The 21,278-nt window shown below is 72.0% G+C and carries 15 protein-coding genes and 2 pseudogenes; 7 read left to right on the top strand and 10 right to left on the bottom strand.

The window, feature by feature from the left end; translation table 11 throughout:
* Positions 1-25 precede the first annotated feature (25 nt).
* From QQK49_RS05960 to QQK49_RS05945, 4 genes and pseudogenes are all read right to left on the bottom strand, one after another.
* Positions 26-1,054 (bottom strand): universal stress protein, encoded by a 1,029-nt coding sequence (locus QQK49_RS05960; protein ID WP_284303143.1) that lies wholly within the window; start codon positions 1,052-1,054, stop codon positions 26-28.
* Between the two features lie 110 nt (positions 1,055-1,164).
* A complete protein-coding gene (gene paaZ, locus QQK49_RS05955) occupies positions 1,165-3,273 on the bottom strand; it encodes a phenylacetic acid degradation bifunctional protein PaaZ (protein WP_284303142.1) in 2,109 nt (702 codons plus the stop codon).
* A 67-nt stretch (positions 3,274-3,340) separates the two neighbouring features.
* Positions 3,341-4,185 (bottom strand): annotated as a pseudogene (locus QQK49_RS05950) (3-hydroxyacyl-CoA dehydrogenase family protein).
* A gap of 12 nt (positions 4,186-4,197) precedes the next feature.
* Positions 4,198-5,409 carry a thiolase family protein gene (locus tag QQK49_RS05945; protein WP_284303141.1) on the bottom strand — a complete coding sequence of 404 codons (1,212 nt, stop codon included), beginning with the start codon at positions 5,407-5,409 and terminating at the stop codon, positions 4,198-4,200.
* A gap of 200 nt (positions 5,410-5,609) precedes the next feature.
* On the opposite strand from QQK49_RS05945, the gene paaI reads away from it, so the two are divergent.
* From paaI to QQK49_RS05925, 4 genes are all read left to right on the top strand, one after another.
* Positions 5,610-6,095, top strand: coding sequence for a hydroxyphenylacetyl-CoA thioesterase PaaI (gene paaI, locus QQK49_RS05940; RefSeq protein WP_284303140.1), 486 nt, complete (start codon positions 5,610-5,612; stop codon positions 6,093-6,095).
* Between the two features lie 21 nt (positions 6,096-6,116).
* Positions 6,117-7,430 carry a phenylacetate--CoA ligase PaaK gene (paaK, locus tag QQK49_RS05935; RefSeq protein ID WP_284303139.1) on the top strand — a complete coding sequence of 438 codons (1,314 nt, stop codon included), beginning with the start codon at positions 6,117-6,119 and terminating at the stop codon, positions 7,428-7,430.
* A gap of 126 nt (positions 7,431-7,556) precedes the next feature.
* On the top strand, positions 7,557-8,087 hold the full coding sequence (locus QQK49_RS05930; protein ID WP_284303138.1) for a rhomboid family intramembrane serine protease: 531 nt from the start codon (positions 7,557-7,559) through the stop codon (positions 8,085-8,087).
* Positions 8,088-8,432: 345 nt separating this feature from the next.
* Positions 8,433-9,902 (top strand): hypothetical protein, encoded by a 1,470-nt coding sequence (locus QQK49_RS05925; protein ID WP_284303137.1) that lies wholly within the window; start codon positions 8,433-8,435, stop codon positions 9,900-9,902.
* A 19-nt stretch (positions 9,903-9,921) separates the two neighbouring features.
* On the opposite strand, the gene QQK49_RS05920 is transcribed toward QQK49_RS05925, so the two are convergent.
* Complete coding sequence (locus QQK49_RS05920) at positions 9,922-10,869, bottom strand: Gfo/Idh/MocA family oxidoreductase (protein WP_431310512.1); 948 nt, start codon at positions 10,867-10,869, stop codon at positions 9,922-9,924.
* 237 nt (positions 10,870-11,106) lie between these two features.
* Between QQK49_RS05920 and QQK49_RS05915 the strand changes: the two genes are divergently transcribed.
* The 3 genes from QQK49_RS05915 to QQK49_RS05905 are packed head-to-tail and all read left to right on the top strand — an operon-like array spanning position 11,107 to position 13,206.
* A complete protein-coding gene (locus QQK49_RS05915) occupies positions 11,107-11,625 on the top strand; it encodes an ArsR family transcriptional regulator (protein WP_284303136.1) in 519 nt (172 codons plus the stop codon).
* A gap of 40 nt (positions 11,626-11,665) precedes the next feature.
* Positions 11,666-12,757 carry a serine hydrolase domain-containing protein gene (locus tag QQK49_RS05910; protein WP_284303135.1) on the top strand — a complete coding sequence of 364 codons (1,092 nt, stop codon included), beginning with the start codon at positions 11,666-11,668 and terminating at the stop codon, positions 12,755-12,757.
* Positions 12,754-13,206 carry a hypothetical protein gene (locus QQK49_RS05905; RefSeq protein ID WP_284303134.1) on the top strand — a complete coding sequence of 151 codons (453 nt, stop codon included), beginning with the start codon at positions 12,754-12,756 and terminating at the stop codon, positions 13,204-13,206. Before QQK49_RS05910 ends, QQK49_RS05905 begins: the two co-directional genes overlap by 4 nt.
* A gap of 3 nt (positions 13,207-13,209) precedes the next feature.
* Here the strand turns inward: QQK49_RS05905 and QQK49_RS05900 are convergent, their stop codons facing one another.
* From QQK49_RS05900 to QQK49_RS05880, 5 genes and pseudogenes are all read right to left on the bottom strand, one after another.
* On the bottom strand, positions 13,210-13,683 hold the full coding sequence (locus tag QQK49_RS05900) for a hypothetical protein (protein ID WP_284303133.1): 474 nt from the start codon (positions 13,681-13,683) through the stop codon (positions 13,210-13,212).
* A gap of 76 nt (positions 13,684-13,759) precedes the next feature.
* Positions 13,760-14,329 (bottom strand): hemerythrin domain-containing protein, encoded by a 570-nt coding sequence (locus tag QQK49_RS05895; RefSeq protein ID WP_284303132.1) that lies wholly within the window; start codon positions 14,327-14,329, stop codon positions 13,760-13,762.
* 179 nt (positions 14,330-14,508) lie between these two features.
* Positions 14,509-18,083, bottom strand: a pseudogene (locus QQK49_RS23170) (ATP-binding cassette domain-containing protein).
* 211 nt (positions 18,084-18,294) lie between these two features.
* Positions 18,295-19,116 carry a DUF1206 domain-containing protein gene (locus QQK49_RS05885; RefSeq protein ID WP_284303131.1) on the bottom strand — a complete coding sequence of 274 codons (822 nt, stop codon included), beginning with the start codon at positions 19,114-19,116 and terminating at the stop codon, positions 18,295-18,297.
* An 80-nt stretch (positions 19,117-19,196) separates the two neighbouring features.
* Positions 19,197-21,185 carry a serine hydrolase domain-containing protein gene (locus tag QQK49_RS05880; RefSeq protein WP_284303130.1) on the bottom strand — a complete coding sequence of 663 codons (1,989 nt, stop codon included), beginning with the start codon at positions 21,183-21,185 and terminating at the stop codon, positions 19,197-19,199.
* Positions 21,186-21,278 lie beyond the last annotated feature (93 nt).

Genomic DNA, 21,278 nt, shown 5'->3' with positions numbered 1-21,278 from the left:
CTCCTGGTTCGGTCCGGTGATGCGCTCACGTTAGGACCGGGCACCGAGCCTGACCATGTGCGAAGCGATGCTTCTCAGGGCCGATCTGTGCGTGATGCACACCCCGCCGCCGGGGCCGCCTCAGTGGCGCGGTTCGGGAACGACGACCGCCGGGCAGGCCGCGCGGCCGAGCATGCGCAGGCTGGTCGAGCCGAACAGGACGCTGCGGATCTCCCCGACCACGGGTGCCGAGCACGAGGATCGCCGCCCGCGCCGAGGCCCCCAGCAGGGCGAGTTCGGAGTCGCCGCGCACGACCTGGCGCAGGACCTCGACGTCGGGGTACTCCTGCGTCCACGGTGCGAGGGTCTTCTCGAGCACGTGGTCGAGCTGCACCTGGGGCGGTTCGGAGGAGCCGTGGGCGTTCTCCGACCAGCGGTCCCCCGGCCGCCACGAGTGCACGGCGATGAGCGGACGCCCCTGCGCGCGTGCCTCGGCGAACGCGAACGCCGCTGCGGCACGGTCGCTCTCGCCGTCGACGCCGAGGACGATCGGATCCTCGTCGGTGAGGTCGTCCGTCAACTCGGCGGGCACGACCGCGACCGGCCCGCGCGCATGCGTGACGACGTGGTGCGAGATCGACCCGAGCAGCAGGCCGCTCCAGCCGTCGAGACCGCGGGTGCCGATGACGACGAGCGCCGCGTCCTGCGACGCGTCCACGAGCACCGACCCCGCGGGGCCGGGCACGGACGCGCACGTGAGGTCGAGCGAGGGGTGGTCGGCGAGCAGGTCCTGCCTCATCCGCTCCAACTGGACGTCGAGGGCCTGCCGTGCGTCGTCGAGCAGCGTCGGCACGTAGACGACGTCGGCGTACGGCGGTGACACGTGGGCGCTGATCGCCCCCAACAGCACCGCGGGCTTGTTGCTCCGCGCCGCGTAGGCGGCGCCCCAGCGTTCCGCGGTCGTCGAGTTGGCGGGCGGGCGCTCACCCGCGGACCCCAGCACGACGCGACCGGTCAGCTCCGGAACGGTCCTGTCGTCGCGGTCTGCCGTGCTGCTGCCGGTAGCGGCGTTCATGGCGACTCCTCTCGCAGGTGACACCTCCAGTGTCCTCCTCCACCCCCGGCCGAACCAGGATTCGGGCCGGAGTCATCCGTCACCGCCCACGCCACCCGACGGCGTTCGCCTCACTGCCCCGTCGGCCACTCCTTGGCCACGAGGGTGAGCACGTCGTAGGTGGCGACCAACTCGTCGTTCTGATTGAACAACGTGGTGTCCCAGGCGACCTCGCCGTACTCGTCGGTGACGCGCGGGGTGATCCGCTTGGCCACGAGCTCGACACGGATCGAGTCGCCCGCCGCCACAGGGGTGATGAACCGCAGGGAGTCGAGCCCGTAGTTCGCCAGCACCGGACCCGGTGCGGGGCTGACGAACAGGCCCGCCGCCCACGACACGAGGAGGTACCCGTGCGCGACGATGCCCGGGAAGAACGGGTTGGCCTCCGCCGCCTGCTGATCGGTGTGGGCGTAGAACTCGTCGCCGGTCTCCGTGGCGAACGCGGTGATGTCCTCCAGACGCACCTGCCGCAGGTCCGAGACGAACGCGTCTCCGACGCGCAGGTCGGCCAGGGAGTGCCGGAAGGGGTGGACGTTGCCCGCCTCTCCCCCGAACTTCTCCGAGCCCGCGGCACGCATGGGCGCGCCCCGGTGCCACACGCCGGTGATGGCCGTGAGCATCGCGGGTGAGCCCTGGATCGCGGTGCGCTGCATGAAGTGCTTGATGGCACGGACCCCACCGAGCTCCTCGCCGTTACCCGCCCGCCCCGGGCCGCCGTGCACGAGGTGCGGGACCGGGGAGCCATGACCCGTGGAGGTCCTGGCGTCCTCACGGTTGAGGGTGAGCACGCGGCCGTGGTGCCCGGCGATGCCGGTGACCAGCGTGCGGGCGACGTCGGGATCGTTCGTGCACACCGTGGCCACCAGCGACCCGGCGCCGCGCGCGGCGAGCCGGATCGCGTCGTCGAGGTCGGAGTACCCGATGACGGAGGTGACGGGCCCGAACGCCTCGAGGTCGTGCACCTCGTCGACGTCCGCGTCGTCGAACGCGACGACCACCGGCGACATGAACGCACCCGCCTCGACCACCCGGCGCGACCCGTCGGCGGTGAGGACCTCGGGTGCCTCCAGCGACCCGAAGAGCCGCCCGCCCGCGGCGAGGAGTCGCTGCACGTCGGCCTTCACGGTCTCGAGCTGCTCGAGGGAGACCAGCGCGCCCATCGTCGCCCCGTCGGCCCGCGGGTCGCCGAGGACGATCTTGGCGGCGATCTTGTCGGCCACCGCACGGGCGACGTCGTCGACCCGGTCCTTCGGCACGATGACGCGGCGGATGGCCGTGCACTTCTGCCCGGCCTTGGCGGTGATCTCGACCATGACCGAGGAGACGAACGCGGCGAACTCGGGTGTGTCCGGGCCGGCGTCGGGTCCGAGGATCGCGGCGTTGAGCGAGTCGGCCTCGGAGATGAAGCGCACCCCGCCCTCACGCACGTTGACGTGGGAGCGCAGCGCCTGGGCCGTGGCGGCGGATCCGGTGAAGGCGACGACGTCGCGGTAGTCCAGGTGGGGCAGCAGGTCCACGTCGGCACCCGAGACGATCTGCAACGTGCCCTCGGGGAGCAGACCCGACTCGACCATCATCCGCACGCACGTCTCGGCGAGGTACCCGGTCTGCGGCGCCGGCTTGACGATCGTCGGCACTCCCGCGACGAACGCGGGGGCGAACTTCTCGAGCATCCCCCAGAGGGGGAAGTTGAAGGCGTTGATCTGCACGCACACACCCGGCAGCGCGGTGAGGACGTGCTCGCCGAGGAAGCTGCCGTCACGCGAGAGCGGTTCGACCGGCCCGTCCTGGATGACGTTGGCGTTCGGCAGTTCTCGGCGTCCCTTGGAGGACATGGTGAACAGCACACCGATCCCGCCGTCGACGTCGATGAGGTTGTCGCGCGACGTCGCTCCGGTGCGGTGGGAGATCTCGTAGAGCTCATCGCGGCGCTCGGTGAGGTACTGACCGAGCTGCTTGCAGATCAGCGCCCGCTCGTGGAGGGTCATCGCCGCGAGCGACCGGCGCCCCACGGTGCGCGCGTGCTCGATGACGGCCGTCACGTCGAGGCCCTCGGTGTTGACGCGGGCGACCTCCTCGCCGGTGCTCGCGTCGAGGATCGGGCGCCCCTCGCCGACCTCCGGTGTCCACCACTGATCCTGGACGTAGCTGGGCACGGTGGGCGCTGCGGTCGTCGTCATGGTCGACTCTCCGTCGTTGTCGTGGGCGTGGCGTCGGGGGCGTGACCTCCGGCGTCGGGATGCCCGGTCACCAGTCGTAGAAACCCTTGCCGCTCTTGCGGCCGAGTTCGCCCGCGGCGACCTTGTCGCGCAGGATCTGCGGTGGCGCGAAGCGCTCCCCCAGCGTCTCGGCCAGGTACTCGGCGATGTGCAGACGCACGTCGAGGCCCACGAGATCGGTCGTCTTCAACGGCCCGCTCGGGTGCTTGTAACCGAGTTCCATCGCGGCGTCGATGTCCTGGGCGCTGGCGACGCCGTCCTCGACCATGCGCATGGCCTCGAGGGCGATGAACACCCCGAGCCGGGAGGAGGCGAACCCCGGTGAGTCGGTGACGACGATCGGGGTCTTGCCGATGGCCTCGGTCCAGCCCTTGGCCGCCTCGACGAGCGCCGCGTCGGTCTTCGCCCCGACGACGATCTCGACGAGCGCCGAGGCCGGGACCGGGTTGAAGAAGTGCAGGCCGATGAACTGCTGCGGGCGCGAGAGCCGCTCCGCGAGGAGTCCACCGACAGCGAGGACGTGTTGGTCGCGAGCGTCGCGGACGCCTCGAGCACCGATTCCGCGGCGGTGAGGGTCTCGGTCTTCAGCTCGGCGTCCTCGGGCACGGCCTCGACGACCAGCTCGCACCCGGCGAGGTCGCCCATGTCGGCGGACAGCGTGGTGCGCTCGAGGGCGACGTCGAAGTTGGCGAGGTCGCCACGTTCGACGGACTTGAGCAGGGTGCGCTCCAGCCGTTCACCCGCACTGGTGGCGGCCGCGGAGTCACGCTCGACGACGACGATCTCGCAGCCGCCCAGGCAGAACGCGTGGGCGATCCCGACGCCCATCCGTCCACCGCCGATGACACCGACGCGACGCGGAAGCTTCGACATGAGGAACCTCTCTCAGACTCGTTCGAGCAGGAGCGCGGCGCCCTGACCGACACCGACGCACATCGTGGCGAGGCCCTTGGCGGCATTCTCGCGCTCCATGCGGCCCAGCAGCGTGATCGTGATGCGCGATCCCGACGACCCGAGCGGGTGGCCGAGGGCGATGGCGCCGCCGTCGTTGTTGACGATCCCCTCGTCCAGGCCGAGACGCCGCATGCAGGCGAGCGCCTGGGCGGCGAACGCCTCGTTGAGTTCGACGGCGCCGACGTCGCCGAGCGACCAGCCGGCCATGTCGAGCGCCCGCTGGGTGGCGGGCACCGGCCCGATGCCCATGATCTGCGGCGGGCATCCGGCGGCGGCCCCGGCGGCGATGCGGGCGCGCGGGGTCAGCCCGAAGCGTTCGACGGCCTTCTCGGAGGCGACGAGGATGGCGGAGGCGCCGTCGTTGAGGGTCGAGGAGTTGCCCGCGGTGACGACGCTGCCGCCCTTGACCACGGGACGCAGCCCGGCGAGGACGTCCAGCGACGTTCCGGCACGCGGCCCCTCGTCGACCTCGACCACGGTCTCGTTCTTGCGGGTCTTGACGGTGACCGGCACGGTCTCCTCGGCGAACCGCCCCGCCTCGATGGCGGCGATCGACCGTTCGTGCGAGCGCACGGCGAACGCGTCGGCGTCCTCGCGGGAGATGCCGTCGACCCGCGCGACCTCCTCGGCGGTCTCCGGCATGGAGTAGGTCATCGTGCCGTCGCGGGCCAGGTCACCGGAGGCGAAGCGCGGGTTGACGAAGCGCCATCCGAGCGAGGTGTCGACGACCTCGCCGGGCTTGGCGTAGGCGGTCTGGGGCTTGGCCAGCGCCCACGGGGCCCGCGACATCGACTCGACGCCGCCGGCGATCACGAGGTCGGCCGCACCGGCGGCGATCATGTGGGAGGCCATCGTGATGGCCGACATCCCCGAGGCGCACAGGCGGTTGACCGTGATGCCGGGCACCGTCTCGGGGATCCCCGCGAGCAGGGCCGCCATGCGGGCCACGTTGCGGTTCTCCTCACCGGCGCCGTTGGCGTTGCCGAGGATGACCTCCTCGACGGCGCCGGGGTCGACACCGGTGCGGGAGATCAGCTCGGAGATCACCAGTGCTGCCAGGTCGTCGGGCCGGACGGGCGCGAGGGCGCCTCCGTACCGGCCGACGGGCGTGCGGACTCCTCCGACGAGCAGTGCATGTGTCACGCGAGGCCCCTTTGCGCTCGGGATGCTTGGCCGTCCGCGGCGAAGATCGCACCCCGCATCGGTGAGATTCACAGGGATTCGATCTTGAATTACCGACCGGGCGTTCACCTACACTTTCACGGTGGCGTGCGGGGGTCAACCTTCGCGCGAGGGGACGCCAAGGGCCCCGACCAGCGCAGTCGAGACGCGAAGGAGCGTTCATGGGTGACCACCCGGCGACCCCCGATCTGTCGGCCTTCGGGACCGGCCTCGAGTGGGCCCGCACCATGTGGGACGGCGATCCCGCCTCGCACAAGCTGGGCATCACCGCACTCGAGGTCGAGCTGCGCGACAACCCTCACGACCCCGACGCCCCGCCGTTGGGGCGGGCCCGCGCGCGGATGACGATCGACGACCGCATGGTCAACGGGCACGACATCTGCCACGGCGGGTACATGTTCACCCTGGCGGACTCCGCCTTCGCCCTCGCCTGCAACGCCTCCGGCCGCCCGACCGTGGCCTCCGGTTGCGACATCGACTACCTCGAACCCGTCAAGCTCGGCGACGTGCTCGTCGCCGAGGCGACCGAGCGCATCGTGCGCGGGCGCAGCGGGATCACCGACGTCACGCTCACCCGCGAGTCCGACGGGCGGGTCGTCGCGGAGTTCCGCGGCCGCTCGCGCACTCTGCCCGCGCCGCGTTCCTGACCCACCCAGAGGAGACCCGCCGTGCCCCTACCCGAGATCGACTCCCGCCCGGATCTGTTCGACGAGGCCGAGCGCTGGTCCGTCGACGAGTTGCGCGCCCGCCAGCTCGAACGCCTGCAGTCCAGCGTGCGTTCGGCGTACGACAACGTGCCGCACTACACCAAGAAGCTCGACGAGGCCGGGGTCCACCCCGAGGACATCCGCAGCCTGGACGACGTGCGTCTGCTGCCGTTCACCACCAAGGTGGACCTGCGCGAGAACTACCCCTTCGGGATGTTCGCGGTGCCGCGCGAGCAGGTCGTGCGCGTCCACGCCAGTTCGGGGACGACGGGCCGGGCGACGGTCGTGGGGTACACGAAGGCGGACATCACGACGTGGGCCTCGATCGTGGCCCGCTGCATCCGCGCCGCCGGCGGCCGGCCGGGCGACCTGGCGCACATCTCCTACGGATACGGGCTGTTCACCGGCGGACTCGGCGCCCACTACGGCGCGGAGCACCTCGGCTGCACTGTCGTTCCCGCCTCCGGCGGCAACACCGAGAAGCAGATCCAGCTCATCACCGACTTCAAGCCTCGGTTGATCTTCGTGACTCCCAGCTACTTCCTGTCGATGCTCGACACCGTGGAGAAGATGGGCATCGATCCCGCCGGCACCTCCCTGCAGGTCGGCATCTTCGGTGCCGAGCCGTGGACCGAGGCGATGCGCCGGGAGATCGAGGAGCGCGCCAACATGCACGCCACCGACATCTTCGGGTTGTCCGAGCTCATGGGCCCGGGTGTGGCGCAGGAGTGCGTGGAGACCAAGGACGGCCTGCACATCTGGGAGGACCACTTCTATCCCGAGGTCATCAACCCGTTGACGGATGAGCCCGTCGAGGAGGGGCAGACCGGTGAGCTGGTCTTCACCTCCCTCACCAAGGAGGCCATGCCGGTCCTGCGCTACCGCACCCGCGACCTCACCCAGCTCATGCCGGGCACGGCCCGCCCGACGTTCCGGCGGATGGCCAAGATCACCGGCCGCACCGACGACCTCATGATCGTGCGCGGGGTCAACGTGTTCCCCACCCAGATCGAGGAGATCATCCTCGAGATCGACGGCCTCACACCGTATTTCCAGTGCGTCCTCACCCGACCCGGCCGCATGGACGAGCTCACCGTCAGGGTCGAGGCCGAACCCGCCGCGCCCGAGTCCTCCTACGCCGGCATGGCCGCGGAGATCCGCCACCACATCAAGTCACGCATCGGCACCAGCGCCAAGGTGGAGATCGTCGGCGAGTCCGGCATCGAACGGTCCGTCGGCAAGGCCCGCCGCATCGTCGATGAACGCAACCTCTGACCGCTCATCCGAGCGCCGTTCAGGCTGCACCGGCATGCTTGAGTCATGGTCTCCCCGACTCCGCGCCGACGTTCCTCCGTCCTCCCGCAGAGTCGGGGTGCCGCCCGAGGCTCATGGTGGACGCGGGTGGTGCCGGTCCTCCTCGTCATCGCCGTGATGTGGGTGGTCGAGGTCGTCGACCTGCTCACGCCGTTCTCCCTCGACGTGTTCGGCATCCGGCCGCGGGAGGTCGACCACCTGGCGGGGATCGTGCTCAGCCCGTTCCTGCACGCGGGATTCGGTCATCTCCTCGCCAACACGACCGCCCTCGTCGTCCTGGGCTCGCTGCTGGCGCTGGCCACCCGCCATCTGTGGATCGTCACGGCCGGGGTCATCGTCGTGGGCGGTCTGGGCGTGTGGCTCACCGGAGCCCCGAACAGCGTCCACATCGGCGCGAGCGGGCTCGTGTACGGGTACGCCGCGTTCCTCGCCGTCTACGGATTCGTCGCCCGGCACCTCAAGACGGCGATGGTGGGGGTCCTCGTCATCGTCCTCTACGGGTCGATGCTCTGGGGCGTGCTGCCCCTGCAGGCCGGGGTCTCCTGGCAGGGTCACCTGTTCGGAGCCGTCGCCGGAGCGCTCCTCGCCGTCGGGCTGGGGCGCCGCGACCGCCGATGATGCCCTGATCTTCGCGCAGGTCAGAGCGATGGGGCCTTGTATGCGTCGCCGGGCGAAACGTCTCCCGGCAACCCCGGTCGGGTGTCATCCTGACGTCGAAGACCGGTCCCGCAAGGAGTCACTCATGCGCAGCATCCGCTCGACCCTCGTCGCCCTGCTCGCCGCCGCGGCGACGACCGCGCCCCTCGGCGCACAGGCCGTGCCGGCTGCCGCGCCGGTGGCGTCCGTGGCCCCCGCGACCGCGTCGGCACCCGTGATGCCTCCTCGCCCCAGCGGGCGACCCCGAAGGTCCGGACCGACGGCCCGCACTCGCCCGTCGGCCGCAAGCGCGCACCCACGAAGGTCATGCGCGTCAAGGGCGCGATCGTCACCCGCTTCGACTTCGGCGACGTCGAGCTCGGCGCACGCAAGGGGGCGTTCCGCTCGCCCAACCGCGGCGTGCTCGTCGTCCCCGACAAGCCCCGCGCCGGTGCCCCGCTGGTCGTCGTCAGCCACCTGCGGATGCCCGGCTGCACCGGCATGATCAGCGCCTACCCGTGTCCGCGCGGCCGCACCGAGCTGCGGATGGACCACGGCATGACGTACCTGGGCATCGATCTCGCCCGCCACGGCTACTCCGTCCTCATCCCCGACCTGTCACCGTTGTGGGTGGGTGAGGAGATGGCCCGCCCCTACGACCAGACGGCGGGGTGGAAGAAGATCGTCGGCAACCAGCGCGACCGACTCGCCCTGGCCAACCGGGGGCGCGACCGCGGCTTCGGCGCGCACGTGACCCGCAAGATCGACATGCGCAAGGTCGGGCTCGTCGTGCACTCGCGCTCCTCCTACATCGTTCCCGCCGCCGTCACCGCGTGGCGGCGCACGTCACCCATCGCCTCGGTCTACTCCTACGGCTCCGCGCTGCAGCCGCACGACGTGCCCTACCCCGACGTCCCGTTCCTCGGCACGGTCGGGTCGCTCGACAACGACGTCAAACTCACCTCGGTGCAGTGGCACCTGGAGCGTCTCGACCGGCCGCGCCGCACTGCCGGGCTGGTGGCCACCGTGCCCGGACTCGGCCACACCTACGTCAACCGGACCCTGTCCGAGCGCAAGATCGACGAGCGCGCCGCCTGCGAGCGCGGCTGCCCCGACGCCGGCGCTCACGAACGCTTCCTCCAGACGAGCACGGCCGCCTGGTTCGACGCGACGCTGCGCAACCGGCGCAACGCGATGCCGGTCACGGCGACCTCGCCCCTGCCCACGCGTCTCGCGGGCCGCGAGGCACTGTGGCTCGCCGCGACGAACGCGCGGGCCCACAGCGTCTACCGCGGCACCTCGCGTCTGCGGGGCGTGACCCGCATCGGTGACGGCAAGGTCATCGCCTGCCGCCGTTACGAGGCGATGGACCTGGAGCCACACCGCGATCGGTGCCCCGAGGCGAAGATCGGCGTGACGACCTCGCAGGCCGCCGTGGCCCACCTCACCCTCACCAGGTCCGGTGGGGCGCGGTTCACCACGACCCCGACCTCCCGCGTGCGCCAGGTCGTGCTCAACCTCAACCCCGCGGACACGCGGACCGACACGCTCGGCGGGACGCCGCTGCGCCTCACCCTGGTCGACGCGCGCGGCGGCCGGCACGTGCAGAACGTGTCCCGTCTCAACCCGGCGCTCAAGGACCGGCGCACCGCCGAGGACAACGGCGCCTACGCGCTCGGGACGATCCGACTGCCCGCACGCGGAGTCGGCGACGCGCCCGTCGTCGCCGTCGAACTCACCGGCGGCAGCGGCTCCGGACAGATCGACGTCGAACGCATCCAACTCGTCACGGGCTGAGCCGGGAAACCGGCAGCGCTCAAGCCGTCTCGCCCGTCACCCGGCGTCCTTCGGTGGAGCTGAGCCGGGCGGCGTCGATGACCTGCATGACCACCAGGGCCTCCTCGACGGTGACCGGCGCGTCGTCGAGGCCGAGGATCGCGTCGCGCAGGCGGGTGTAGAAGTCGAGGTACCCGCCGCGCAGGCGCGGGATCGTCGAGGTCCCCTCCGCCGTGGTGAGGGTGGCGTCGGAGGCGCCCAGGCCGTACCCCTCCTGCCCGGGCAGGTGCCCGTCGGCGAGCTGGGGTTCCTGAGGGTCCAGACCCTCGATGACGAGGGTGCCCGTCGTGCCGTGCAGGACGAACCGCGGACCCGGCCGGGCGGCGAGGGTCGACGCGCCGAGGACGACACGCAGCCGGTCGTACCCGAGGACGACGTGCGCGTCGTCGTCGACCTGCGCGCCGTCGCGGACGGTCGCGATGTCGGCGCTCACCCACTCCGGACGTCCGAAGAGCACCAGCGCCTGATCCACCAGGTGCGGCCCGAGATCGGCCCAGAGCCCGCTGCCCGGCCCGGGCACCTCACGCCACCGCTGACGGGGCTCGGGCCGGAAGCGGTCGAAGCGGGACTCCAGCGAGACGGGGCGTCCGACGAGCCCGCGGTCGATGGCGTCGAGGATCGTGAGGAAGTCGCCGTCCCAGCGCCGGTTGTGGAACACCGAGGTGACCAGACCCTTCTCGCGCGCCCCGGCCGCGGCGGCGACGAGCCGTTCGGTCTGCGCCGCGTCGAGGGCGACGGGCTTCTCGACCACGACGTGCTTGCCGGCGGCCAAGGCCGCCTCGGCCAGGGGGACGTGGGTGTCGTTGGGCGTGGTGACGATCACGAGGTCGACGTCGGGGTCGGCGATGAGCGCGGCCGGGTCGGGGTGATGGCGTACCTCCGGGTAGGCGGCGTGCACCTTCTGCTCCGAGGACGACGCGATCGCCACGAGGTCGATCCCGGGGTCGCCGTGATCAACGGGCCGTGGAAGACCCGCGACACCATGCCGAACGAGGCGAGGCCGGCGCGCACCGGGCGGTCGCCGGAACGCGCCGAGGGCTCAGGGGAAGTCGTCGTCATGGAGCGATCGTAGGGCTCACGCCCCGGGCCGACGTTCGTCCCGGCACCCCGCCGCCGACCGGTTCGCCGACTTGACGTTAATACGTATCTACGTAGTATCGACGTCATGGCCGACATCGAACACCGCCTCGCTGCGCTCGAGGACGCCGTCCGGCAGCTCCTCGACGAGCGGGCGGCCACCGATCGCGAGCAGAGCCCGCCCGACCATGCGCCCGCGTCGGACTCCGAGCGGTTCTGGGCCGTCGACGAACTCGGTCGACAGGTGCCCGAGGGCGCCGTGTTGTTCGCCGGGCACCTGCGGACCGACCGCGGCCCGGTGAAGTGGCAGTGGGGCCGCACCAGCGACGACCTGCTCGCCGCCGACTGGGACGCGAGCGCGACCCCGCTGTCGGCGCTCGGACATCCCGTCCGCCTCCGGCTGCTGCACCTCGTCCTGGGCGGCACGAACACCACCGCCGACCTGGCGGCGGACGAGGAACTCGGCACCACCGGCCAGCTCCATCACCACCTGCGGGCCCTCACCGCGGCGGGGTGGCTCTCCTCGGCGGGGCGCGGCCGGTACGAGGTGCCACCGCACCGCGTCGTCCCCCTCCTGACGATCATCAGCGCCACCCTCCCCTCCTGATCCACCGATCCGTCCACCGCAGCCGAAAGGACTCCACCTCATGACTGCTCACGATCAGATCGACACGTCCTCACCGCCGGCCGATCCGAAGACGCCGGGCGGGCCCTCCTCGCGCTTCCGCCGCCCGGGGTTCATCGTGGCGCTGAGCGTGATCACCGCCCTGGTCCTCGGCGCGGTGATCGCGGTCGCCCTCGGCCCCCGGGCCACGCTGGGCTCCGAGCGCGCCGGCGACCCCACCCTGATCCGCGACGTCGAGGCGACCGTCGGCACGGGCCGGGGGCTGCAGAGCCTGTCGGTCGCGCGGATCCAGGACGGCACGACGAGTTTCGCCGGGCTGGGCGCCCTCGAGACGGTCGACGGCGAGGGTGAGGGCGGCGCGCCCGGCCCGCACACGCCGTATGAGCTGGGCTCCATCACGAAGACCTGGACCGGGATGCTGCTGGCCGACGCCGTCGAGCGCGGCGAGATGGAGCCGGACGCCCCGATCTCCACGTACCTGACCGAGTTGGCCGGTACTCCCGCCGGCGGCGTGACGGCAGAGCAGTTGGCCACGCACACCAGCGGCCTGCCGCGGCTGCCGGAGGGAGACATGGCCTCCGGGCTGTGGGCCGTGCTGAACAACGCCAACCCCTACGACGGGTGGACCACCGACAAGGTCAACGAGAGCGCCGGGACGGCGCAGCTCGCGGATCAGGGCACGTTCTCCTACTCCAACCTCGGCATGGCCCTGCTGGGGCACGCAGAGGCCCGTGCGGCGGGCGCCGCGGACTGGCCGAGCCTGGTGCGGGAGCGCATCCTCACGCCCCTGCAGATGACCGAGACCGTGATCGCCGCCGACGACTCCAATCCGACCCCCGGGCTGGCCACCCCCACCTCACCGGTGGGATGGAGACGAGCCACTGGTGGTCCTCCGGATACGACCCGGCGGGCTCCTCGACCCGGACGACCGCTGCGGACATGGCGAAGTTCGCCGACGCCGTCCTGCGCGGGCGGGCCCCGGGCGGCGACGCGCTCACGCCGCGCGCCGACGCCTCCAACGGTCGCAAGATCGGCCTGGCCTGGATCACCACCGACTCCGCGCAGGGTCCGTTCCTGTGGCACAACGGAGGGTCGGGCGGCACCTCCACGATGATGACGATCGACCGCGAAGCGGGGACGGCCGCAGTGGTCCTCGGTAACTCGGCCACGAGCGTCGACGAGGTGGGGATCGGACTCATCCGCCCCGGCGTCACCGTCGACTCCCCCGCGGCGAACGCGTGGTCCTGGATGCCCGTCGCGATCGCCGTCGTGCTCGTCGGCCTGCTGTGGTGGAAGGCGTGGCGAGGCCGGTCCCGCATGGAACTGGCCGGCGGCGTGGTCGACGGCGCGAGTGCTGCCGTGCTCGTCTGGACCCGCGGCGCGTGGGACGTCCTCCCCGAGTGGGCGCTGGGATCGATCCTCGCGGCGGCCTTCGTCGGTGGCGTCTACGCCCTGATGCGCATGCGGGAGGCCCCGAGCTGGCCCCGGAGTGGCCGTGCGGGCGCGATCGTCAACCTCGTGTTCTCCCTGCTCATCCTGGCGTTCTTCGCCCTGGCCCTGTGATCCTCACGGGCGCCCGATCCGGGCCGTCGTCATCGACCACCGCGTGGTCGCCGCGAGCTCGGCGAGCAACCCCGCACAGTCCTCGGTGGTCGTGACGACGACGGCGAGCGGGAGGTCCGTGACTCCCGTCGCCGCATGCACGAGTTCGGGGACGACGAGCACGTCCTGACCCGGGGTGAGGCGAAGCCGGCGGATGACCGCGCTCCCGGCCTCGCCCGCCCCGGGCGTCGCGGCGAGGGCCAGCGCCAGCCCGACGACGATGCAGCCGACCTCGGTGGCGCCGAACCCGGTCCGCAGGCGCCAGGCGACGGGCTCGGGGGCCTGCTGACCAGGGGGAACGTCACGACCACCGGCCAAGGTCTCGAAGGTCCACGGGGCCTGGCCGCCGGTGACGAAGTGCCCGGCGACGTCGAGACGGCGCGGCAGGTCCGATCCCGCGGCCCTCGGGCCCGCGACGATCGACCGGGTCAACGGCATGACTCCCCCTGGTGTGCTCCACCACCCCATCGGCAGGACGCGTTCGGTCGAGAGCGCACCGGGCGTGGCGGACGGGTCAGTGGCCGGGCGACTCCGGAAGATCGGCGGAGGGGATCGTGTCGTCCTTGACCGCGCGGGCGACCAGACGGCGCACGGTCTCGATGTCCCCGCAGTCCTCGTCGAGCAGAGCGCTGCGTCGCGCCAGGAACTTGGCGCCCAGATCGGCGCGGACCGCGTCGGAGAGGTCCGAGCGCGCCGGGTTGAGGATCGTCAGCTCCTCCTCGACCACGTGGTGGTAGAGGTAGTTGCTCGCCTTCTCCGCGGCGTCGTCGTACTTCTGCGTGTCCGTGCCCTTGGCCTCGAGCAACTCCAGCAGCGCGGCGAGCCCTTCGGCGTGCTCCTCCTCGCCGTGCTCCACCTCGTGCTCGCCGACCTGCGCGGTCTTCGTGCGTAGCGTCGGGTACACCTCCTCCTCCTCGGCGACGCTGTGCGCGACGAGCAACGCGGAGTATGCCTGGCGTGCGGCCTCGCGGTCGCCGCTGGAATCACGGACGTCGCGCAGAAGGGATTCCATGACGCGGTGGTCGTCGATGATGAGGTCGATGATGTCGCCCGAGGTGGGACGCGGCAACGTGAAGCGAGTCATGCGCCCGATGCTATCCGCCTGCCACCACGTCGGCAGGCCGGCACCTGCACCGGCGACACCCATCAGCCACCCTCCTCCACCCACGGTCCCCGAACGGACTTCACCCCCGAAACACGTTCTTGACCCACCGAAAGCTGAGGGGTGAAGAACGTGATTCGGGGGTGAAGTGGGGACAGACGTCAGCCCGCCAGGTGACCCCACCGGGCCTCGAGGTCGTCCCACGGGCCGACGGCGGTGATGCGGCCGTCGGCGAGGACCACGACCCGATCGGCCTGCGCGAGGGCCGCGCGCTTGGACGTCGCGCCGACGACGGTGGCCGAGCGTCGACGCAGGGCCTGCCACAGATCGATCTCGGTGCGCGCGTCCAGCGCCGAGGACACGTCGTCGGCCAGCAGCAACTCCGCGTCCGCCGCGAGTGCCCGCGCGAGGGCCAGACGCTGCACCTGACCGCCCGACAGCCTCACCCCGCGGTGGCCCACGAGCGAGCCCGGACCGCCGGCCGCGGCCACGTCGGTGGCCAGTCGGGCGTCGTCGACCGGCCCCTCGAAGACGCGGTCGAACCCGAGGCGCACGTTGTCGTCGAAGGTGCCCGAGAGCACCCGCGGCACCTGCGAGACGTAGGCGACCTGTCCCGGGCGCAGGAACAGCTCGGGGTCGTCGACCTCGACACCGTTCCACTGCAACGATCCCCGATGGTCCACGAGCCCCGCGAGCGCCCGCAGCAGGCTCGACTTGCCGGCCCCGATCTGGCCGAGGAGCAGCACGAGTTCACCGCGGTCGACGTCGAGGTCGACGTCCTCGACGCCGATCGTCCCGTCCTCGTGGACTGCGGTGAGCCCACGCAACGTGAGTCGCCGCAACCCCGACCGCGCCGGCACCGGCGGGGCGGGCGCCTCACCGGTCACGAGGTCGACGCCGGGCGGCACCGTCATGAGGTCGACTCCCCCGGCCATGCGACCGGTCGCGACCTGCCAGGCGCGGGTACCCGGAGCCTCGGTGACGACGGACCCGGCCACCCGGCCGAACCAGTCGAACCCGCTGACCGCGGTGGACACCAAGAGCGCCGTGGCGAGGCCCCACGCATCGAGGAGGACCGCGGCCCAGGCGGCAACGACGCCGACCTGCACCATGATCGTCGGCACTCCGTCGAGGGCCGCCTGCACGCGGTGCTCCCGCACGGCGGCCTCGACGCGCCCGGCGTCGACGGAGAGCAGGTGCGCCCGGACCTGCGGCAGACGCCCGGCGAGCTTGACGGTGCGGGCCGCGTCGAGCACCGACACCAGGGTCCGACCGAACCTCGCCCGTGCCGCCGACGCCGCGGCCGCCGACCGTCCCGCCACCGGGCGCCCGAGCGCCGAGGCGAGTCCGGCCGCCACCATGACGACGAGGAGGACGAGCCCGGCGAGCCAGGTGCCCGCGGCGACGGCGGTCAACGCGGCGATGAGAAGCCCGTTGATCACGTCGACCCACCGGTCGGCATACCGCGCGTACCGGTCGGAGTCCAGGGCGCGGGCGACGACCTCCCCGGCGGTGCGGGAGCGAGGCGTCGCTGACCGCTCTGCCCCACGAGCACCGCCATGCGCACGCGCAGCAGCACCTCCACCCACCAGCGCGGATACCGGATGACGCCGGCGGCCAGCGCGATCGGGCCGATGAGCACGCTCACCGCGACGAGCGCCACCCAGCCCCACACGGCGGGGCCGGACTCGCCCAGGGTGAGCGCCTCCACGGTGTGGCCCCACGCGTAGCCGGTCAGCGCGCCCATGGCTCCGGTCGCCCCGAACACGAGGAAGAACCCCACCGAGACCATGCCCCACTCCGGACGGACGAGCAGGGCGGACAGGATCCCCCGGGCCAGCGACGGGCCGACGCCGGGATCGGGCCGCGGCACGATCTCCCCGCGGCGTCGCGACGTCCCCACCTGGGTCGCCCGGGTCGCGGGAGGGGTGAGGGTCGTCGAGGTCGGAGGAGCCGTCGAGGACACAGAAGTCCCAGTGGGCTCGGCGGACTCGGCCGGCTCCGAAGGCTGCTCGTCGTCCACCACACCCGATGCGGTGAGCAGGTCGCGGAAGTGGCCGTCGCGTTCGGCCAGCTCGGCGCGCGGCCCGGATTGGACGACGCGGCCCGCCTCCAGCACCGCGACGCGGTCGGCGCGGGCGATCGTGCCCAGCCGGTGCGCGATGAGGATGCCGGTGCGGCCGCGCAGCAGCCTGTCGGAGGCCGCGACGACGCGTGACTCCGTCAGCGGGTCCATGCGCGCCGTGGCCTCGTCGAGGACGACGACCTCGACGTCGCGGATGAGCAGCCGGGCGAACGCGAGGAGTTGTTCCTCCCCGGCCGACAGGGTGGTGCCGCCCGCTCCGAGTGCGGTGTCGAGACCGGCGTCGAGGCCCGCGATCCAGTCGGTGAGTCCGAGCTCGGCCACGACCTCCTCGACGCGGGCGCGCGGCACATCGGCGAAGAGCGTGATGTTGTCCGCGAGCGTGCCCGCGAGGATCTCGGTGCGTTGGGTGACGACACCGACCGCGCGGCGCAGGTCCGTCATGTCGACCTCCAGCACGTCGACGCCCCCGAGGAAGACCGCGCCGGGCGGCGGATCCACGGCTCGCGACAGCAGCGCCGCCAGGGTCGACTTGCCGGATCCGGTGCGTCCGACCAGGGCCATCGTCTGCCCGGCGGGGACGCGCAGGTCGACGTCGGTGAGGGCGAAGGAGCCCTGGGCGTAGGAGAAGTTCAGATCGCGGAACTCCAGGTCCAGGGCGCCGCCCGGCAACGCCCGGCCACCGACGGGCTCCGGCGGCGAGGCGAGCATCTGCCGCAGGCGGATGACCGCTCCCATCCCGGCCTGCAGGTCGGGAAGCTGTTCGGCGACGTGGCCGAGGAGTCCGACGAACGTGCTCGTGACGAGGAAGAGGGTGACGAGCTCGCCCACCGAGAGGCCGCCCGCGGTCACCATCGCCACACCGACGACGGCGACCCCGCCGAGCAGGGAATGCAGCATGAGGCCCGAGCGCAGCACGACCCGGCGCTCCAGGACGAGGACCCGCATGAACAGGTCGTGCACGGTGGCGGACAGGGCGGCCAGACGACGGATCGCGAATGCCTGACCGAGGCTGGTGCGCAGGTCGTCGCGGCCGGCGACGCCCTCCTCGAGGACGGCGGCGTGGTCGGTCCAGGCCGCCTCCTCGACGGCCTTGCGTTCGGCGATCTGCGGGAGCAACGGACGGATCAGACGCAGCGTCAGCCAGGTGAACAGCGGGAAGAAGATCGCGCCGGGCCACCAGGTGAACGCCGCCACGACGAGCATGGGGATGCCCGTGAGGATCGCCCGCAGCATCATCCAGACCTGCAGGCGGACGAGGGAGCCGACCTCGCGGGTGTCGTCGTCGACGCGGTCGAGCACCTCTCCCACGGCCTGTTCGGTGAGGGTGGCGAGCGGCTGGTCCAGGGCCGCGTCGAGCAGGTCCTCACGCAGGCGTCCCTCGGCGCGGTCGGCTCCACCGGACCAGAGCACGCGGCCGACGGTGTCGAGGCAGGCGCCGCCGATGATGAACGCCGCGAGCCACCACACGAGGTCGAGGGTGACACCTTCGGCGAGCCGCCCGGCGATCACGGCGCCGAGCGCCGTACCGATCGATCCCAAGAACAAGGCGACCAGTGCCCATCCCGCCGTCGGTGTGACGAGACGGCGCCACGTCACGGTGGGGACGGGTCGCTCCGTCTGGCCTGAGGCGACGGTGGAAGGGCTGCTCACGATCTCAAGAGCCTACGGATGAGCGGCGGCTTGAGCACCTGGTTTTCCGCCCGCCACTCCGACCGTCGCTCCGAGTCGGTGCTCCTGGAGGAGGTAGCAGAGGTGATGGAGACACTCGCCGCGGCGGGGGTCGGCCGGCCCTCGGCGTCGCCGAGACCGCCGCCTATAGACGGCGGTCTCGGCGCCGTGCACGGTGGAGCGTGACGAGGGCTCAGAGGTCCTCGTGCTTGGCGCGGAAGAAGCACCACACGCCGAACGCGGCGAGGCCGAGCGCGATGAGGCCGAGGAGCACGGCGCCGAAGGGCTGGTCGCGCAGCGAGCGGAGCGCGCCGTCGAGGCCGCTGGAGGTCTCGGCGTCGAGGGTGACGGCGGCGGTGACGAACAGGATGCCGACGATGGCCAGGGCGAGACCCTTCGCGACGTACCCGGCGACCCCCATCCGTACCGGCCATTCACCGGGGTGGGCCTCGAGGCTCTCGGTGAAGCGTCGCGACCAGCCGCGGTAGGCGTAATACAGACCGAATCCGAGGACGGCCACGCCCAGCACACCGACGAGGATCCGGCCGCCCGGCATCCCCATCAGCGTGGACGTCGCCTGCTGGCTGTCCTGGGCGCTGGACTCCTCGCCCTTGGTCCCCCTGGCGAATCCGAACGCGGTCGCGGCGACGGCGAGGTAGACGACCCCCTTGGCGCCGGCCTTCGCGCGTTCCTTCGCGTCGGTGCCGAAGGCGGGCAGCACCGCCTGGGTGAGCAGCAACAGGCCGAGGGCGAGCAGCCCGATCACCATGAGCCACACCAGGACCGACCCGAACGGGGCGTCGCGCAGCATGGCGAGTGCCCCGGACTGGTCGGCCTGCTCCCCGCCCGAGCCACCCACCGCCACGCGCAGGGCGATGACCGCGATGAGGACGTGCAACAGGCCGTTCATGACGAACCCGAGCCGCGCGCCCTTCTCCAGCATCGGGTGGTCCGCGAGGCGCCGCGCCTGACGACCGGCACCAGCCGCGGCCGCGCGTGGATCAGAGGTGTTCATCTCCGCATCCTGACATCCGCGGGCAGGCGCTGGAGCCGATCATGCATGCCTGTCCCCGACCCCTCGTCCCTCCCCCACGGTCAGTACGTCGCGTCCGGAAGCAGGAGGCCGTTGGTCGTGGCGATGACCACGACCACGACGGCGCTCACCGCGACGAGCAGCGCACCCAGTGCCGGCAGCAGGCGACGCGCGCGCACCAGCAGGACCACGTGGGCCAGACCGAGGAGCGCCCCGACTCCGGTGAGCACGAACGCGGCCTGCGCGACCCACAGGGCGGGGATGGGCAGCGGGGTCGCGAGGTCGCCCTGGATGAGTGGCCACAGGAGCACGACGACGGAGGCGCAGGCGACCAGGGCCGCGACCGGCGTCCACGCGGCGATCCGGCGCAGGCGCGTCCCGCTCTGCGCCGACGATCCCGTCGATCTCGTCGAGGATTCATCACGTCGGCGCGTCCGCCACCGTCGCAGGCCGAGGACAAGCGAGGTGACGAGCGCGATGAGGAGCACCCCCATCGCGGCGCCGAGGACGATGAGTTCCTGCGTCTTGTCGAGGAGCCCGCCGGGGGTGGCGGAGAAGTAGCCGTCCGGCGCGAGCGCCTCGACGGTGCCGTCCTGCCCCACGCGGGCGGCGATGCCGTGGCGGCCCGAACCGTCCTGCCACACCCACGGCTCGACCTCGCGCCACGTGCTGCCGAGGGCTTCCAGGTCGCCGTTCGCCTCGGCCCTCACCCGCACCGTCGGGGTGAGGAGGGCCAGGAAGGTCGACTCGCTCCGGCGGGTGAATCTCCACGTGCCCTCGACGGCTCGGGCGCGGTCGGCGCTGCCGTCGGGACGAGGGCCCCAGGACGGGGTCGGTGCGACATAGCGGAGCAGGAACGCCTTCTCGATCTCGCTGCGCAGGTCGGCCTTCGCACCCCCGGTCATCGACACGAAGATGCCGAGGTCCGCCTCGGGGACGATCGACATCTGCGAGTGGAACAGCGAGGTGTCTCCGCCGTGACCGAGGACCGTACGGCCCCCGACGTCCTGGTGGTGGAACGAGAGCGACACGTACCCGGCCTTCGCGAGCGGCCCGACCCCGTCCGTGGGCGTCGCGCCGACGATCTGCGCGCGCATCGCGGGACTGATCGCCGCGTCGCCGCCGTGTCCGAGGAGGGCGTTCATGTAGCGGGCCATGTCGGGCGCGCCGGAGGTGATGGCGCCGGCCGGTCGGGAGGCGATGAACTCGAAGGAGCCGGGTTCGCCGCCACGCGTGGCGAACCCGGTCGCCAGGCGACCCGCGAGGGCGTCGGGCAGGGGTTGGTCGACGGTGGTCGACGACATCCCGAGCGGGCGCAGGATGCTCGTCTCGACGTAGCTCTCGAACGGTGCGCCCGTGACGCGTTCGACGACGTACCCGGCGAGGTCGTTGCTGTAGTTGGAGTACGCGGGGGTGGCCCCGGGGGCGAAGATCTGCCGCGGTGGGTCGGTCGCGACGACATCCCGCAGGCTGCGCATCCCCTCGGCGGTCGCGGAATCCAGGCCGGCCAAGCGCTCCTCGAAACCGGCGGTGTGACTGAGCAGGTGCCGCAGGGTCACCGCTCCACGCGGGAGGTCGAGGGAGAAGTCGAGGTAGGTCCGCACGTCGGCGTCGAGGTCGAGGCGGCCGGCCTCGGCGAGCTGCAGGACCGCGATCCCGGTGAACGTCTTGCTGATCGACCCGATCCGCACGAGGTGGCGCTCGGCGTCCAGCGGTGTGGCCTCGCGGGTGAGGTGATCGGCGTCGGCCGCGCCGTAGCCGCGGACGGCCAGGGTCTTCCCGCCCGCGACGACGGACACGACGACCCCACCCGCCGCCTCGTGGGCGTCGATGAGCCCGGGGACCAGCCCGTCGAGCCAGGCGTCGACGTCGGCGGCGGTCGGTGTCACCGCAGCCGGGGTTCTGCGGTCGGTCGCCCCGATCGCGTGCGCCGCCCCGGCTGCCGGCACGAGGAGCGTGGCGATGAGCGCAAGAAGGACGAGGGCACCGACGAGGAGCCGGGAACGGACGCCGGTCGGGCGCGGACGCGAGGGCGTCGATGGGACGGTCATGCCTTCATCAGAGCCCACCCCACACCCCCGTGAGCAGGTCTTCAGGGTGGGGTCAGGGTCGGTTCGGGGTCTGACCAGGGCCCTCCTGGAGCC

Source organism: Mobilicoccus caccae, from assembly GCF_030161635.1.
In the GTDB taxonomy this organism is placed as follows: Bacteria; Actinomycetota; Actinomycetes; order Actinomycetales; family Dermatophilaceae; genus Mobilicoccus; species Mobilicoccus caccae.
Note: the sequence above shows the minus strand (reverse complement) of the source record. Positions and strands in the feature narration are given on the sequence as shown.

What these genes read in the sequence shown, in the direction of transcription:
- paaZ (WP_284303142.1), bottom strand. Translation starts at nt 3,273, where the DNA reads ATGACGACGACCGCAGCGCCCACCGTGCCCAGCTACGTCCAGGATCAG.
- QQK49_RS05905 (WP_284303134.1), top strand. Translation starts at nt 12,754, where the DNA reads ATGATGACGATCGACCGCGAAGCGGGGACGGCCGCAGTGGTCCTCGGT.
- QQK49_RS05915 (WP_284303136.1), top strand. Translation starts at nt 11,107, where the DNA reads ATGGCCGACATCGAACACCGCCTCGCTGCGCTCGAGGACGCCGTCCGG.
- QQK49_RS05925 (WP_284303137.1), top strand. Translation starts at nt 8,433, where the DNA reads ATGCGCGTCAAGGGCGCGATCGTCACCCGCTTCGACTTCGGCGACGTC.
- QQK49_RS05900 (WP_284303133.1), bottom strand. Translation starts at nt 13,683, where the DNA reads ATGCCGTTGACCCGGTCGATCGTCGCGGGCCCGAGGGCCGCGGGATCG.
- QQK49_RS05960 (WP_284303143.1), bottom strand. Translation starts at nt 1,054, where the DNA reads ATGAACGCCGCTACCGGCAGCAGCACGGCAGACCGCGACGACAGGACC.
- QQK49_RS05880 (WP_284303130.1), bottom strand. Translation starts at nt 21,185, where the DNA reads ATGACCGTCCCATCGACGCCCTCGCGTCCGCGCCCGACCGGCGTCCGT.
- QQK49_RS05885 (WP_284303131.1), bottom strand. Translation starts at nt 19,116, where the DNA reads ATGAACACCTCTGATCCACGCGCGGCCGCGGCTGGTGCCGGTCGTCAG.
- QQK49_RS05910 (WP_284303135.1), top strand. Translation starts at nt 11,666, where the DNA reads ATGACTGCTCACGATCAGATCGACACGTCCTCACCGCCGGCCGATCCG.
- QQK49_RS05895 (WP_284303132.1), bottom strand. Translation starts at nt 14,329, where the DNA reads ATGACTCGCTTCACGTTGCCGCGTCCCACCTCGGGCGACATCATCGAC.
- paaI (WP_284303140.1), top strand. Translation starts at nt 5,610, where the DNA reads ATGGGTGACCACCCGGCGACCCCCGATCTGTCGGCCTTCGGGACCGGC.